Origin of the sequence: Mobilitalea sibirica (assembly GCF_015999265.1) — a bacterium.
Classification (GTDB): Bacteria; Bacillota; Clostridia; order Lachnospirales; family Lachnospiraceae; genus Mobilitalea; species Mobilitalea sibirica.
Map to the genome: position 1 here is coordinate 44,490 of NZ_JAEAGR010000007.1, position 14,236 is coordinate 58,725.

Below are 14,236 nucleotides of genomic sequence, written 5' to 3' on the forward strand. Positions count from 1 at the left end.
ACTATACCTCGTGTTTTTTTATAAATACCATACCATAATGATAAGGTGGTAACTCAATTTGCTTATATAAATAAAACCCTGCAGCTACTGCCCATTTATTAATCATTTCTGGGGTTGGTCTAATTTCCATAGAAGGCCCTCTTGGTGTATTTTCATTTTTCCAATGGATAACTCCAATCTTTCCATTATCATTTAATAAGGAATATGCTGCATTTAATATATCTAATGGGTTTTCACAATGTAATATATTGAATAAACAGATATAATCTATATTACCTTGATAGTCTTTCAAATCATTGATTGTATTCTTAGTTGAAATATCACCCAAAATCAAGTCAATATTCTTTAATTTATGACCTTTTATTTTATTTTCACAAATATTAATCATTTCTCTCTCAATATCAATTCCGACAACTTTATTACTTACAAGTTTAGCAGCTGGAAGTAAGAATGTACCATATCCGCTCCCTATATCTAATAATGTATTAACACTTTTATTTACTTCTAATAATTTCAGTATTTCAACCGGATCAAAAAATGTCTGCCACATATTCTCTTCCGGCATTCCCGACTCTCTATATTTCATAATCACTCCAAGTTTCATAGTTTTTTTGTAATTTATCTTTTAATTTAGTTAATGTTTTTAATAATGCTTATGTTATATTTGTTTTTATAGTATGGACTTGTGTAAATTGAGTATACACAAGTCCATCCAAACTTTATTAAAAATATTAAACATACTATCCTATATCTTCGTAACTGTATTTCTGTTATGTATGTGAGTAATCTATTTCTTTTTGATATATATGTACTTTTCTTTTTCTATCCTTTATTCCTTCGCATTTAATCCAGCCATCAGATATACCAGAGGTGAATTCCAATACACCGTTACCTCATTACAGGAATAACTCTGTTCGTTATCCACATAGCATTTTGCAGCGGGCTTACCGTCAAGAACGTTCTGTGCATAAGGATCCTCTAGATTAGAGTTTGCACCGCCTACCAGCATACCTACCATAGTAATTCCAAGTGACTGGGATGGTCTATGATGAGTATTCTCCGGAGTCAGAGTTCCATAACCGGTAACAAAACAATAGGAAGTAGAGTTTGCACCCAATAGATAATCCAATTGTTTCTTAGCTAACTCATAATAGCTATCATTATCTTCCAATATCTTATTTGCCATTAATAGAACTTCTCCATTATTGGCTAGTGTCATATTACTTCCCCATGGATACACTTTACCCATCGAGGAGTAATATCCATCTTCTTCTATGTTTTTCTCTATTGTGACAAGATAAGATTTGAACTTCTCCATAAATCGATTACTCAATTCAGGATTTTGCTTGTCAGCCGTCAGATATGCATAGTAACCATATAAATCCACTGTCTGCCATCCCAAACCATTTTCAAGTGAATTAAGATCCAATAAACTTAGTTTTTCCTCATAGGAGGTATCTCCGGTTGTTTTATATAGTTCACTTAAAGCCCAGAAGTATTCATCTATATCCTCTGTATCGGGATATTCACCAGTAGTAACATCACTAGGATTTACAAAGCCGCCATCCTCTAAATTATTCTCCAGATAATTCAGTGCTTTGATTGCTGCAGTAAGGCATTCCTTTGCAAAAGCTTCATCATATTGCTTATAAACCCTTGCAGCCATTGCCATAACAGCAGCATAATCACCTGTTGCACAGTTAGAGATTGGCATAATATACAAGTCATCTGTAACTTCCTCAGGCATTACTGTGCCTGCAAATTTTAAACCTGTTACCTTATGGTATACACCCCCGGACTGGTCATCCTGCATCTTAAACATCCATTCAAGTTCATATCTGGCTTCATCCAGTACATCCGGTATACCATTACCGCTTTCAGGAATACCAACACTATCGTTAAATACTTCGTTATAATCTTCATAAGCAAGTAGTAAATCAGCTACTGCCTTAGCTCCAGGAACAACATAACGCCCATAATCTCCTGCATCATGCCAGCCACCGGATACATCCTTTGTCTCAGTTGTACCATAAATAGTTGCTTTCTGGACATGGCAGGCAGCATGTGCAAACGTATCTGCATGCTCCTCTGTCAATTCAATACCGCAGCGTTGTAGATAAAGCATCTTTACTGTATCTGCAAAAACGTCATCATATATGTTATCTGCAATCACGAACTCATAGGATTCACCGCTATTAGCAGCAGTAATCTTATATGTACCAGGTTTTGTTATACTTGTAAAATCTCCATGTGCAACTGTTTCACCTGCACTTTCAGTTTCTATGGAACCAACCACATCTCCTGTGAAAACCACATTTCCTGTAGCCACATCAACAACATCAAAGCTCGTATCCAAACTGCTGTCACGGAAAATTGCTATCTTGGTATCATTCGTACGATACCCCACCTGATTGATATTAATCGATGGTCCTATATCCCCTTTTGAAGAAGCAACTGCGTTGGAAGCATCGAGTAGGAACAGTTCTACATTATCAACATACACAGTGTGTGCTGCGAGTTCTCCATCAGATTCTTGGAAGCCCAGATTAATACAAAATCTCGGTGCGGGATCAGAAGCCTCCTCCATAGTAAATGTAGAAACTATATGTTGCATTTCTGTTGAAATAGCAACATTTTCCTGAGAAGTATATGCATGATAATCTCCTCCATTAAGCTGAATACGCCATTCCAGAGTCCGATCTATCGTAGATCTGATATCAAATGCGATCTCATACACTGCATTCTGGAGTAATTCAAAACCATCACAATATATCTGAACCGCATAATTTACGCGGCCTGTGTTATCAATCGTTACCTCCAACTGTCCATCTGTATTGACAGATATGGAGCCACTTCCACCTGATTCCTCGTATAGTCCCCACTTAGGGCTAAGTTCACTAAAATACCCTCCCGGAATTAGATTATCTGTATTTTCTTCACTGGATACCGGTTCCTCATCCGATGGTGGATCTTCTTCATTTAATACGTCTTCCATGCCTTCCCCTTCTACAGACACCTCCGGTATCTTCTCTGTTTCACCTTTACTGCAAGCAGCTAATAACAAAATAAGACCACCAACCAGTAATAATTTCAATAACCTCTTCATTATTATTTACCCTCCCCATATATAACTTTATTTAATTACTCTTTTGTTATTTCATTATACCACATTTTTCTTTTCTTACATAATAGATTCTTTTGTTTTACTTAGATTAATCATATCCTAATATTAGAATAATCTATCACATTATTATTCATATAACTAATTTTAATTTGAATAGATTTCATCTTCTTTTTTTATTTTGAAATAATTAATAATTTAGATTTTTCCGAGTCTATCTTCTGCTGTTATTTCACGTATTACCTTACAAGGAACTCCAGCTGCTATGACATTCGCCGGAATATCTTTCGTAACAACACTTCCGGCTCCTATGATGGTATTATCACCAATCGTTACTCCGGACAGAATGGATACGGAACCACAGATCCATACATCATTACCAATCGTAATAGGCAATGATTGTTCATAGCCCCTGGCTCGTTCCTCTTTATCAAATGCATGCTCCGGTGTATATAAGTTGACATTGGGACCAAATAATACATTATCTCCTATTTTGACCTTAGCACAATCTAATATGTTACAATTAGAGTTAGCATAGAAATTATCTCCGACAGAAATATTGTAACCATAGTCACAATTAAACGGAGACTCAATCCAAGACCCCTTACCTACCGAACCAAATAATGCATTGATTATCTCACTTCGCTTTTCCCGTTCCGAAGGCCGAACCGCATTTAATTCAAATAGTAGATCCTTAGCTCTCTCTCGCTCTTTCGTTAATTCATCGTCCCAAGCTATATAATATTCTTGATTTAACATTTTCTCTTTTTCTGTCATATGTACCTCCCACATAATTTAATAATATATTTATTGGTTTATAAACCTTTTAACTTACGTAAACCACTAACATTACTCTTATCAAAAAGTAGTTAATAAAACTCAAGTCTTACTAGTACATACAACATTCCAGGCGCGTTATTTTTATTCTACCTATCTTTTTGTTGATCCTTTATGCGCATCGCAATTTGAGCAAATTTTTCAGGTTCTTCAAATTGCGGAAAGTGAGCTGATTCCTCAAACCAAATCAATTCTTTTTCGGGAGCTTCTAACTGTTCGTAATACTTTTCGATTATGATCCCAATTAACAACAAGGAAGTTTTCTTCCAGTTCTTCTTGATACTTACGGGCAAAGGATATCTGAGAATATCCTGGCCCACCATGTAAGAAAAGTAAGATTGGATTATCTGTGTCTTCCCCCCTGGTCATTATAAACTGATCTATTCCTCCAAGTATAATCTTATCTATTGATGCTATGCTTTTATTGCCTTTAATTCTGGGAGTTCTTGAAGGCAAAAATAATATCAATGATACGATTACTATAGAGATATCAGTATTAACAATAAAGCTTTTTTCATTCGTTTCATAAATCATGTCTCCAACTATGTTTATATGAAAAAGTTCCTATTATAATTAACTACTTCAATCCATTCAATCTGATTTCATTGAGCTCTTCTGCTGTAAACAAACCACTTGTGTATACATCTAAAAATTCCTGCGATACACTATTACCGAATACTAAGACATCGTCCGAGTTAATCGTTACGATTACTCCGTTGTCAAATAGCTTTCTTATAGGATGCTTTTCCAACGAATCAACTCTTGATAACTTCACATTGCTGGTGGGACAAATATTGAGTCTTATCTTATTATCAGCAAGAAAATTCATTACTTTCTGAGATTGCGCTGCTGCTATTCCGTGCTGTACTTCATCAAGCTCTAGCTCTTCAACTGCTCGCATCACATCGTCAGCAGTACCCCACTCTCCTACATGAGCTCTTAAAATAAGCTTCTTTTCCTTAGCTTTTCGATAAAGCGGCTTAAAGGTTTCTATTGGTTGTGCAAATTCATCAGCATATAAATCAACCGAATGAAAACAATCTTGTTCAAAAAAGTCTTCGGACCAACCTAATAGCCATTTTATATTACAATGCCTTGATAAACCGATCTGTAAGCTTAGTTTGGTGTTTGGAGCATAAGCTTCATTACTATTCTTAAATGCACTTATTATTTCTTCAATATTACCACCATACAGTGCATCCTTAGCCCAAACATCCTCACCTATATCTAAAATAGTTATGTTATCCTCTGCAGCTTGTTGAAAGCAGGCATCGATTGCCAGCTTTCTTCCGTCCATCCCCTCAAATAGATTGCCAACATTTTCAGCTACCCATCCGTGCATATCATTCATGGACTTTAATTTTCCACTGATCGGATTGATTAGCTTTCCGGTTTTACTATATATAAAATCCTTATTTCCTCCTAAGGAAAAATGATTATGTAAATCAGCTTTTGGAACACTTTTTAATAGATTAATATCCTTTTCTATCAGTCCTTCCATGAACCTTATTGAATCGTCCATAAATCCTCCACCAAAAATTATTATTTTCAATGCCAAGAATTATTGATTATCTTTCTAGTAGGCATTCTATCCTCAATATAGAACAACTTGGGAGCATTCGTAATATGCTCCGGTAAAACTTTGTATCAATCACACATTATCCTAATATAATATCTTTATCGTAAGATTATGTAATTAATTCTAGATGGTTCTTTATTATAGTCTCCATCTATCGTATACCCTTTGCTTTTTAACCATATTGTATGAACAAATACATTACTCCGGTTTCATACCGTTTAAGAATAAACACATAAAGTATTCATCTGCATAAGTTCCATCTGCATACTTTAATGCATGCTTTTTGGTTCCATATATGTCGAAACCAAAGCTTTTATACATTGTAATAGCGCGTTCATTTTGAGTAACAACTTCCAGTTCAAGTTGTTCAATACCCTTTTGATTACACCAATTGATACATTCCTGCATCATCTTTTTACCTATACCCTTGTTCCAACAATCCTTTCTTACAACAATAGCCATTCCTGCTCTGTGAAGATACCTTTTGTTATTTACTTCTATTCCAACATAGCAATTTCCTATGATATTACCATCTAGTTCTGCAATTAGAAAACGTCCATTCTCTTCGTTATTCTTATTTCTAATAAAATCTATTTCATTTTCCAATGTGATATTAAATTCACCGGGTTCACGTGATAAAAATTTAGTTTCATTATCAACTGTCTGCATAAGATTTATTAACCCTTGTGCATCCCCTTCTTCCGGTGTTCGTACGATAAGTTTTTGACCGTCTTTTAATATATACTCATTTCTATAAGGTTCCATAGAAGTCCTCCTGATTATTAGTTATTATAGGTTCCTTTGTATTCACATTTGCTTCATTCACAAGTCTTTTATATCAGTAATGTCATCCGTTATGTGCGTTACCCTCAAAACTCAACAGACGAGATCAGCAAAATATTTTGAATACGTTTCTTCCGGAGTTTCTTCAGAGCTATCAATATAATTATCAATACCAATATAGCCTTGAAGTTTGTAAAAAGCATCATAAAGATCATTAACACAATCTTCACCTGCTGTCCAACACTCCCTGGTTTTATCCCTTTCAATTATCACTTCTTTACTTGAAAATAAAACTTTAATTACAAGATTGTTTTGAAAGGCTTTTTTATATTCATCAATCCTTTTTTGTCCTAAGATTATATAGTCAATCACAACATTCTTACCAAGTTCAAAATTCTCTTTCGTTTTTTGAAACATTTCAATATATACCTTCTCTAAGGCTTCAGGATAATCCGTTATTCTTTCAATTTCAGGAAAATGTTCGTCTTTGATTTCATCCCCACTAATACGTATAAACTTACCAGTACTAGCAATTATATCTGTTATGGTTGTTTTTCCGGAACCACAAGGACCGGTTACTATAAGAATTATTGGTTTTTCTTCATTATGAAGTTTTATAGACATGATTTATCCTCTTTTCTTAAGTAAACTTGATACCTATCATTAATATTCCTTAGATTCGATAATCCACATTATGTTTCATTTTTACTTGGACTTGTATGTCATAGTAATAGACTAATTAAAAAAATGATAGATCGTCCAATCATCTATATACCCTCCAATTACTTATATACTCCTCTATAATTCTCAGGTAGTAACTCCGCTATTTTCTTCATTATATAATGTGAGGCAAAATCTTCATAATCTTTTTTATCTTGCTCTTTTGCTCTCTTAGGAAATTCAAATTGTTTTCCAATATTGATATGAACATCTGCACGATGAAAGGTTTCCGCACTCATATCTCCTTCTTGATTAACCGGTAACAGTTTTTCTGTTCCATATAATCCAATGGGTACAATAGGAGCTCCTGTCATAATTGCAATGAGAATAATTCCTTTTTTTGCTTCAATCAAACTACCAACTCTGCTTCTGGTTCCTTCAGGGAAAATCAATAAGCTTTCTCCTTGCTTAACAAGATTAATCGTTTTCATAAGGCCCTCTTTATCAGCAGTGTTAGGCTTTATATTCGTAGTCTTTATTACATTCATCCCTATGCTTGTAACAGCATTATCAGATAGCTTTACACCTGCTACAAAAGTCGGATCAATCTCTTTTAAAACCTTGTCTAATATCAATCCATCTGAATTACTTAAATGATTACATATAAAGATCGTTGGTGTTTTAATTCCCTTTAAGTTTTCACTTCCATTTATCTTAATATTGGCATATTTTTTTAGGTATTTATCTAAAAATTTCTTAGAAAGATATGTGGCTAAGCTATGCGGTAAAGTATTAATCATTTTTGCTGTTGCAGTGGATATCATTGACAAACTCCTTTATGAAATTAAGATAGTATATTAAAACATTTAAATGAAATTTATATGTCGTTACCTTTTTGATTATTTTTAGTAATAAAATTATCTAATGTTTTACGTAGTTCTGATTCTGAGGGTGTCTCTGTTTCAATTCCCGTAATTTCAGTGAAAGCTTCTCTTATACCGTTTTTTACTGCACATTTTATGATAAAATAGAGTGCAATAATGAAAATAATAGCAGTTCCCGCACTAATTCCAAGTTCTTGTAATATATTCACAATAATCTTTCTCCTTTTTCTTTTATATAATTGATTTAGACTTCATTTTGCTGTTTGTCACTTATCTCAGAAAGGCTATGTGTTTTATTCCATATCATATTCAGCAACTTGACAATTATTTAATACATATCTGTTAAACTTTTCCTCTGATAATTTATTAAAATAACCATATATTTCCCTAGATACGTATCCATGAGTTACAAGAATTATATTACAACCTTTATATGTATCTTTTATATATTCTAATCCCTTATACACTCTCTCCCTAACCTGTCTCATAGATTCACCTTTGTGAAGATTACAATCATACAATCTTAACACATTTTGATTCCAAAGATCAGGATATCTTAAACTAACCTCTTCTCTTGTTAAACCCTCGTATAGACCAACATTTCGTTCAACAAAATCACCTAGAGCTACAACTTCCTTTCCTATACGTTCAGCAATAATTGTTGCCGTTCTCATAGCTCTTTTTAAGGTTGACGACATAATAATATTAATTGGTTTATCTACAAATGTTTCAGCAAGAACCTTAGCTTGATTTTCTCCGATTTCATTAAGTTCAACATCTGTACTTCCCGCATACTTCCCTTGAATATTGAAATCTGTCTCCCCATGTCTCACAACATATAATTTACTCATTAAATTCTCCTTGTCAGAAATATGTATTAACAGCACAATGAAAATTGTGTGGTTTCATGTCCTTTACTAAAGTAATTTAAGCTCTTTTTTCTCTTTTTCTAACACACTTAAAAATTGTATTATTCAATAAACACCCTTTCTCAGTCATAAAACTCTTTTTTTAGTAATTCGTTGCAATAAACGGTCCTGCTTTTCCAAGAACAGTTTTTGTATACTGAATGACGCAATCTGTAGATTGTTTGGTATTTATCTTCATTAAATATCCTTCTTAAATAAACATTACATTTCTTCAACTTTTATGTAAAAGTATTCGGTGACTTTGGCTTTGTCGTAAATATTTATTCGTAAGCCTTAGAGCTCTTTATTTCTATTTTATACAATCATAATAATATACAAGTAATATTATGTCAATTTGTATAATTACAATATAACGTAATATAACTTTCTATAAATAAGGTATAAAAATTAATGACGGTTTATCAAGAATATGAATAATTTTCTTGATAATACCGTCATTAATTAATTTAGTAGCTGCTTAGAGGATTGCGTTCATAAAATAAACTTTTTTGTCTTTCTAATTTCATAAAATTTTGTTGTCATATTAATCTAAGAGTAAAACACTATCTATAATTGCCTCTTTTTCCTTCTGACTCTTTTGTATAGATTCTTTGGTTGGTGGTTTATCTTCCATGATATCTTTATCAATAATTTTAATCGCGTCATTCATTATTTTATCTTTTTCTTCTTTACTTTTACGTTTATCCTCCTCATTTGGCTCAATATTAACTAATTTAGAAGCCTTCTCAGTTTCCAACAAATTAGCCATGATTAATTCTTTTTCTTCCTGACTTTTTTTCATTGAGCTCTTTGTTGGAGCCTTATCCATCAATCTACTCTCTTTTTCATTTATTTCAAGCATTAACTTTTCTTTTTCCTCAATATTTTTTTTCATCATCTCATCCGTTGGTAGAATATCTTTGTTATCCTTTGATCTCTCAATCATTGCTACCTCTTTCATAATAGCTTCTTTTTCTTCGGCACTTTTACGTTTTGATTTCGCATCAGGTAATATATCCTCCATTTTTAATGCTTCTTTTTCCTCTGCAACTTTTATTAATATTTCTTTCTCTTCTTGATTTCTTTTATGCATTTCCTCTATAAATGGCTCATCATCAATATCTTTACCATTAATTATAGTAGCATTAGTCAAAGACTCTTTTTCTTCTAGGCTTATTTTTAAAGTGTCTTCTGTATGTGGTAAATCATTATTCACGTTAAATTTTTCCATCTCTTCTACAGATTTCATTAATATATCTTTTTCTTCAATACTATTACGAATAGATTCTTCCGTAGGTGTTTCATCTTTTTCTATCATTGGTTCAATCAGGAAATCATCTTTATCTAACGGATTAGACATGTTACTCTGTAAAGCATAAGCAGTAGAAGGTATCATTAAGACTATAACTATAATTAAAAAAATAAGCTTTCTTCTGAATATTTTTTTCATATATATCTCCCTTCATAAAGTTAGTTATCTCATATAACCACAATCATTACAATATCTATCTGTACTACTACTATAAATGTGGCTGTAATCATAGACATAATACGAATAAGAGCAGTTATTACAACTTACCAATCTCTTCTCACAGGTTCCTGAGGTTGCCACATCTGTCCATGATCCATATGTATAACTATGTCCCGGTGCTGTTCTGGAGTAACTGCAATCATTACATGTACTATCTGTACAACCGGAGTATATATGGCTGTAATCATAGATATAATACGAATAAGAGCAGTTATTACAGCTTACCAATCTCTTCTCACAGGTTCCTGAGGTTGCCACATCTGTCCATGATCCATATGTATAGCTATGTCCGGGTGCTGTTCTGGTGTAACTACAATCATTACATGTACTATCTGTACAGCCAGAGTATGCATGGCTGTAATCATAGACATAATACGAATAAGAGCAGTTATTACAGCTTACCAATCTCTTCTCACAGGTTCCTGAGGTTGTTACATCCGTCCATGACCCATATGAATAACTATGTCCCGGTGCTGTTCTGGTGTAACTGCAATCATTACATGTACTATCTGTACAGCCAGAGTATGCATGGCTGTAATCATAGACATAATACGAATAAGAGCAGTTATTACAGCTTACCAATCTCTTCTCACAGGTTCCTGAGGTTGCTACATCTGTCCATGACCCATATGAATAACTATGTCCCGGTGCTGTTCTAGAGTAACTACAATCATTACAGATACTATCTGTACAGTCTGAGTATGCGTGGCTGTAATCATAAACATAATACGAATAAGAGCAGTTATTACAGCTTACCAATCTCTTTTCGCAGGTTCCTGAGGTTGTTACATCTGTCCATGACCCATACGTATAACTATGACCTGGTGAAGTTCTTGTATAAGTGCAATCATTGCAAGTGCTATCTGTGCAATCAGTATAAGCGTGGGTATAATCATAGGCATAGTAAGAATATGTACAATTATTACAACTTATTAATCTTCTCTCACAGGTTCCATCTGTAGCCACATCCAGCCATGATCCATATGTATAACTATGACCTGGTGCCGTCCTAGTATAACTACAATCATTACACACACTATCCGTACAACCAGAATATGCATGGCTATAATCATATACATAATAGGAATAAGTGCAATTATCACAACTAATTAATCTCTTTTCACATGTCCCATCCGTAGCTACATCTGTCCATGACCCATATGTATAGCTATGCCCGGGAGCTGTTCTTGTGTAACCACAGTCATTACAAGAACTGTCTGTACAATCTGAATATGCATGGATATAATCATATACATAATATGAATATGTACAATTTTTACAACTCAACAATCTTTTTTCACATGTTCCTGCAGTTGCTACATCTGTCCACAAGCCATAGCTGTAACTGTGTCCTGGAGCCGTTCTTGTAAAACTACACTTATTACAGTCAGTATCCAAACAATCATTATAGCTATGCGATACGGTTGTTGTTCTTATAGCCATACAATCATTACATTCAGGATCACAGCCGTAATCATAGGAATGAGATTTTGTAGCAACATATCCGCATGTACTACAGGTGCGTTCACACTTATTTAAAGTTGTATTAGATGTCCAACCTCCATAGGTATGTGTAGTATCAGTATTAACTAACATACGAAAAGTACAGTTGTTACATTTATCATAAAATTCTCTACAAACAGTACTGGTAGCAGGGTACACAATCTCTACTACAATTTCATGGTTTGGAGCTTCTCTAGCCCAATTACACTTTTTGCAATTAATAGTAGTACAGCTATCAGTAAAATCATGAGAACTTATAATGTCTTCTTTGTTTTGATGGCATTTAGAACATGCCTTTATAGCTTTATAACATTGATTTTCAGTAGAAATTAGTTCTTCAGATACCAAGCTCCAATTATGTGTAAATGGAAAACACCATGATGTACCTGTATAACCGCAGTCTATACATTTATTATTACTATCTAATAAATGTGATGTGTCATTATATGTAAAAGAATGACCGCTAGCACAGGAATATGTTATCTTACTACAAATATTTTCACTGGCTACTTTTATTGATGAACCAGATATAAATGGAGATGTACATCGATTAACTATAATCAACCCACATTCTGAGCAGTTTATTTGGTGTCCTGAGCTACCTACATAATATCCTACTTCAACTGGGTTATGATTTTCTCTTTGAAATCCGTCACAGATAGTACAAACTTCTTTATGATAAACACCTGAATCTTGGTGTGTAGTAAATGCATGATCGCTATTTCCGTGTAGTCCTGTTACTACTTTTGCTCCATTAATATCATATTTTGTTGGTCCAGTTGCTGATCCTCCAGAATAACCATACATAAGTATATCACTTCTAACATAGACATCATGTAAGCCTATCATATGACCTACTTCATGAGCCATTGTAACAGAATTTGCAGATCGGGTACTTGGCATTTGAGCTGCATTCATTACTATAACTCCGTTCGTATGGTGCCTATGATTACTGTCTCCACCCACTTCGGTGGAAGAACCACCTCTCCAATAAGCTATTGTTGATGTATCAGCTCTATATTCAGCAGATACAATGTAAGGACTACTACTACTTTCAGTGAAACTTAAGGATGGAAGACTTGATGTCCACTTATTTATTCCGTCAGTAAATGCAGTATAAAGATATGTACTGGCTTGTACACCATTAACATCTGTAGTATTTATAAATGTAGCATCATCAAAGCAATAGGTAAAACTTGTATTTTTATTATGAGACCCAAATGAATACTCTTTAATAACCCATCCCGTATCGGAATCGGTATAAAGTACATTGGTTAACTCTGGATGAGCAAATGCATATTTAACGGGATATATAAAAAATATTAGAGTTAACAAAATGGTTGCCCATTTCTTAATCATTCTCATTACTATTCTCCTTCCATCATTTAACATCTGTAGAATTTTTTTGATCTTTTAATAAAGCAACCAAATCAGTTTTTGTTATTTTTTGTGAATAAGCAACCGGGTTTTCCGGATTAGTAGTAACTACATCCTTTTTATCCATTTTATAGTATTTCTCATTATTAGGTATCGGTAGAGCTATTCCTCTTTTATATAAGAATTCCCCATCCTTTTCTTTTACAATATCATAAACACTTTCTTTCCCTAGATATGCCCCCCAATAACCATCTGTTTTTTTATTTTGTATTAGGAACATAACATATTCTTGATCAATTCCAAGTAGAGGATCCCCTTTCATTTGCCATTCCTCGTTACCAAATTGTGAAATTATAATACTTTCATCTAATGTTTTATTTTTTGAAAAATCATAGGTAATTAGAGCTTCATAATATGACCATGAAAGATAGTCATATTTACCCACCCCTTTAATTTCATCATATTCATCCACATCAAGCTTTCTTATTATTTTTAATCGAACTGGTCTTGTCTTATGTTTTAGAATATCCTGTGCAGATACTTCAATTTCTTGTGCTTCAATAAAACCTTGAAATTTTTTACTACTCGTAGCATGTGTCTCATTATCTACTATCTGGGGTAAAAAATAACTAGCTACTACTAGTAATAACACTACTGCCACTACTGACGTTATTATAAATATTACTTTTTTACTCTTTGGTATAAGTACTTTTTTTAACATCAGCCAACCTCCTAATAATTTTATGTTTCGTTATAAATATACTATTTTCGTATATTTGATTTAATAATATCATACTATATATAATGTCAATATTTTCCTTTTCCAACAAAATTGATACAATCGAAATAACAATCCAAAATAACAAAAAACTCAAAGCATTAGCCTTGAGTTATAAATTCAAAAAAATGTTTAGTTGTTTATATGTCTTTAAGATAATATTTATTTTGGTGCAATTAACAAGGCATGCTATCAGCGCAAACAGTTTATGGAGGCACCAGTGTGTAAACCCTAAAGCATATCACTTTAGTGCTTGCACTTAGGCTTTGGGTATG

The 14,236-nt window shown here is 33.4% G+C and carries 13 protein-coding genes; all 13 read right to left on the reverse strand.

The features are described 5' to 3' along the window. Position 1 precedes the first annotated feature (1 nt). The 13 genes from I5677_RS08295 to I5677_RS08355 all read right to left on the reverse strand — a co-directional run bounded on the left by I5677_RS08295 (position 2) and on the right by I5677_RS08355 (position 13,904). Positions 2–586, reverse strand: coding sequence for a class I SAM-dependent methyltransferase (locus tag I5677_RS08295; RefSeq protein WP_197661116.1), 585 nt, complete (start codon positions 584–586; stop codon positions 2–4). Positions 587–829: 243 nt separating this feature from the next. Further along, entirely contained in the window at positions 830–3,106 is a 2,277-nt protein-coding gene (locus I5677_RS08300; RefSeq protein ID WP_197661117.1) for a glycoside hydrolase family 9 protein, read from the reverse strand. Between the two features lie 213 nt (positions 3,107–3,319). Then, a complete protein-coding gene (locus I5677_RS08305) occupies positions 3,320–3,898 on the reverse strand; it encodes a sugar O-acetyltransferase (RefSeq protein WP_197661118.1) in 579 nt (192 codons plus the stop codon). 237 nt (positions 3,899–4,135) lie between these two features. Next, positions 4,136–4,492 (reverse strand): hypothetical protein, encoded by a 357-nt coding sequence (locus I5677_RS08310; protein ID WP_197661119.1) that lies wholly within the window; start codon positions 4,490–4,492, stop codon positions 4,136–4,138. 43 nt (positions 4,493–4,535) lie between these two features. Further along, positions 4,536–5,480: an amidohydrolase family protein gene (locus tag I5677_RS08315; protein ID WP_197661120.1), complete on the reverse strand. Its 945-nt coding sequence runs from the start codon at positions 5,478–5,480 to the stop codon at positions 4,536–4,538. A 255-nt stretch (positions 5,481–5,735) separates the two neighbouring features. After that, positions 5,736–6,302: a GNAT family N-acetyltransferase gene (locus I5677_RS08320; RefSeq protein ID WP_197661121.1), complete on the reverse strand. Its 567-nt coding sequence runs from the start codon at positions 6,300–6,302 to the stop codon at positions 5,736–5,738. A gap of 111 nt (positions 6,303–6,413) precedes the next feature. After that, a complete protein-coding gene (locus I5677_RS08325; protein ID WP_197661122.1) occupies positions 6,414–6,944 on the reverse strand; it encodes an AAA family ATPase in 531 nt (176 codons plus the stop codon). Between the two features lie 158 nt (positions 6,945–7,102). After that, complete coding sequence (locus I5677_RS08330) at positions 7,103–7,804, reverse strand: lysophospholipid acyltransferase family protein (protein ID WP_197661123.1); 702 nt, start codon at positions 7,802–7,804, stop codon at positions 7,103–7,105. A 53-nt stretch (positions 7,805–7,857) separates the two neighbouring features. Then, positions 7,858–8,073 carry a DUF6019 family protein gene (locus tag I5677_RS08335; RefSeq protein WP_330617881.1) on the reverse strand — a complete coding sequence of 72 codons (216 nt, stop codon included), beginning with the start codon at positions 8,071–8,073 and terminating at the stop codon, positions 7,858–7,860. An 84-nt stretch (positions 8,074–8,157) separates the two neighbouring features. Beyond that, positions 8,158–8,715, reverse strand: a complete 558-nt coding sequence (locus I5677_RS08340; RefSeq protein WP_197661124.1) for a histidine phosphatase family protein — start codon at positions 8,713–8,715, stop codon at positions 8,158–8,160. A gap of 601 nt (positions 8,716–9,316) precedes the next feature. Continuing rightward, positions 9,317–10,222: a hypothetical protein gene (locus I5677_RS08345; protein ID WP_197661125.1), complete on the reverse strand. Its 906-nt coding sequence runs from the start codon at positions 10,220–10,222 to the stop codon at positions 9,317–9,319. A gap of 24 nt (positions 10,223–10,246) precedes the next feature. Then, positions 10,247–13,171, reverse strand: a complete 2,925-nt coding sequence (locus tag I5677_RS08350) for a hypothetical protein (RefSeq protein WP_197661126.1) — start codon at positions 13,169–13,171, stop codon at positions 10,247–10,249. A 16-nt stretch (positions 13,172–13,187) separates the two neighbouring features. Beyond that, the gene (locus I5677_RS08355; RefSeq protein WP_197661127.1) at positions 13,188–13,904 is read right to left on the reverse strand and encodes a hypothetical protein; all 717 of its coding nucleotides are present in this window, start codon (positions 13,902–13,904) and stop codon (positions 13,188–13,190) included. Positions 13,905–14,236 lie beyond the last annotated feature (332 nt).

Excerpts from the sequence above, each read along its gene's own strand:
- I5677_RS08295 (WP_197661116.1), bottom strand. The coding sequence starts at position 586 with ATGAAATATAGAGAGTCGGGAATGCCGGAAGAGAATATGTGGCAGACA.
- I5677_RS08300 (WP_197661117.1), bottom strand. The coding sequence starts at position 3,106 with ATGAAGAGGTTATTGAAATTATTACTGGTTGGTGGTCTTATTTTGTTA.
- I5677_RS08305 (WP_197661118.1), bottom strand. The coding sequence starts at position 3,898 with ATGACAGAAAAAGAGAAAATGTTAAATCAAGAATATTATATAGCTTGG.
- I5677_RS08310 (WP_197661119.1), bottom strand. The coding sequence starts at position 4,492 with ATGATTTATGAAACGAATGAAAAAAGCTTTATTGTTAATACTGATATC.
- I5677_RS08315 (WP_197661120.1), bottom strand. The coding sequence starts at position 5,480 with ATGGACGATTCAATAAGGTTCATGGAAGGACTGATAGAAAAGGATATT.
- I5677_RS08320 (WP_197661121.1), bottom strand. The coding sequence starts at position 6,302 with ATGGAACCTTATAGAAATGAGTATATATTAAAAGACGGTCAAAAACTT.
- I5677_RS08325 (WP_197661122.1), bottom strand. The coding sequence starts at position 6,944 with ATGTCTATAAAACTTCATAATGAAGAAAAACCAATAATTCTTATAGTA.
- I5677_RS08330 (WP_197661123.1), bottom strand. The coding sequence starts at position 7,804 with ATGATATCCACTGCAACAGCAAAAATGATTAATACTTTACCGCATAGC.
- I5677_RS08340 (WP_197661124.1), bottom strand. The coding sequence starts at position 8,715 with ATGAGTAAATTATATGTTGTGAGACATGGGGAGACAGATTTCAATATT.
- I5677_RS08345 (WP_197661125.1), bottom strand. The coding sequence starts at position 10,222 with ATGAAAAAAATATTCAGAAGAAAGCTTATTTTTTTAATTATAGTTATA.
- I5677_RS08350 (WP_197661126.1), bottom strand. The coding sequence starts at position 13,171 with ATGAGAATGATTAAGAAATGGGCAACCATTTTGTTAACTCTAATATTT.
- I5677_RS08355 (WP_197661127.1), bottom strand. The coding sequence starts at position 13,904 with ATGTTAAAAAAAGTACTTATACCAAAGAGTAAAAAAGTAATATTTATA.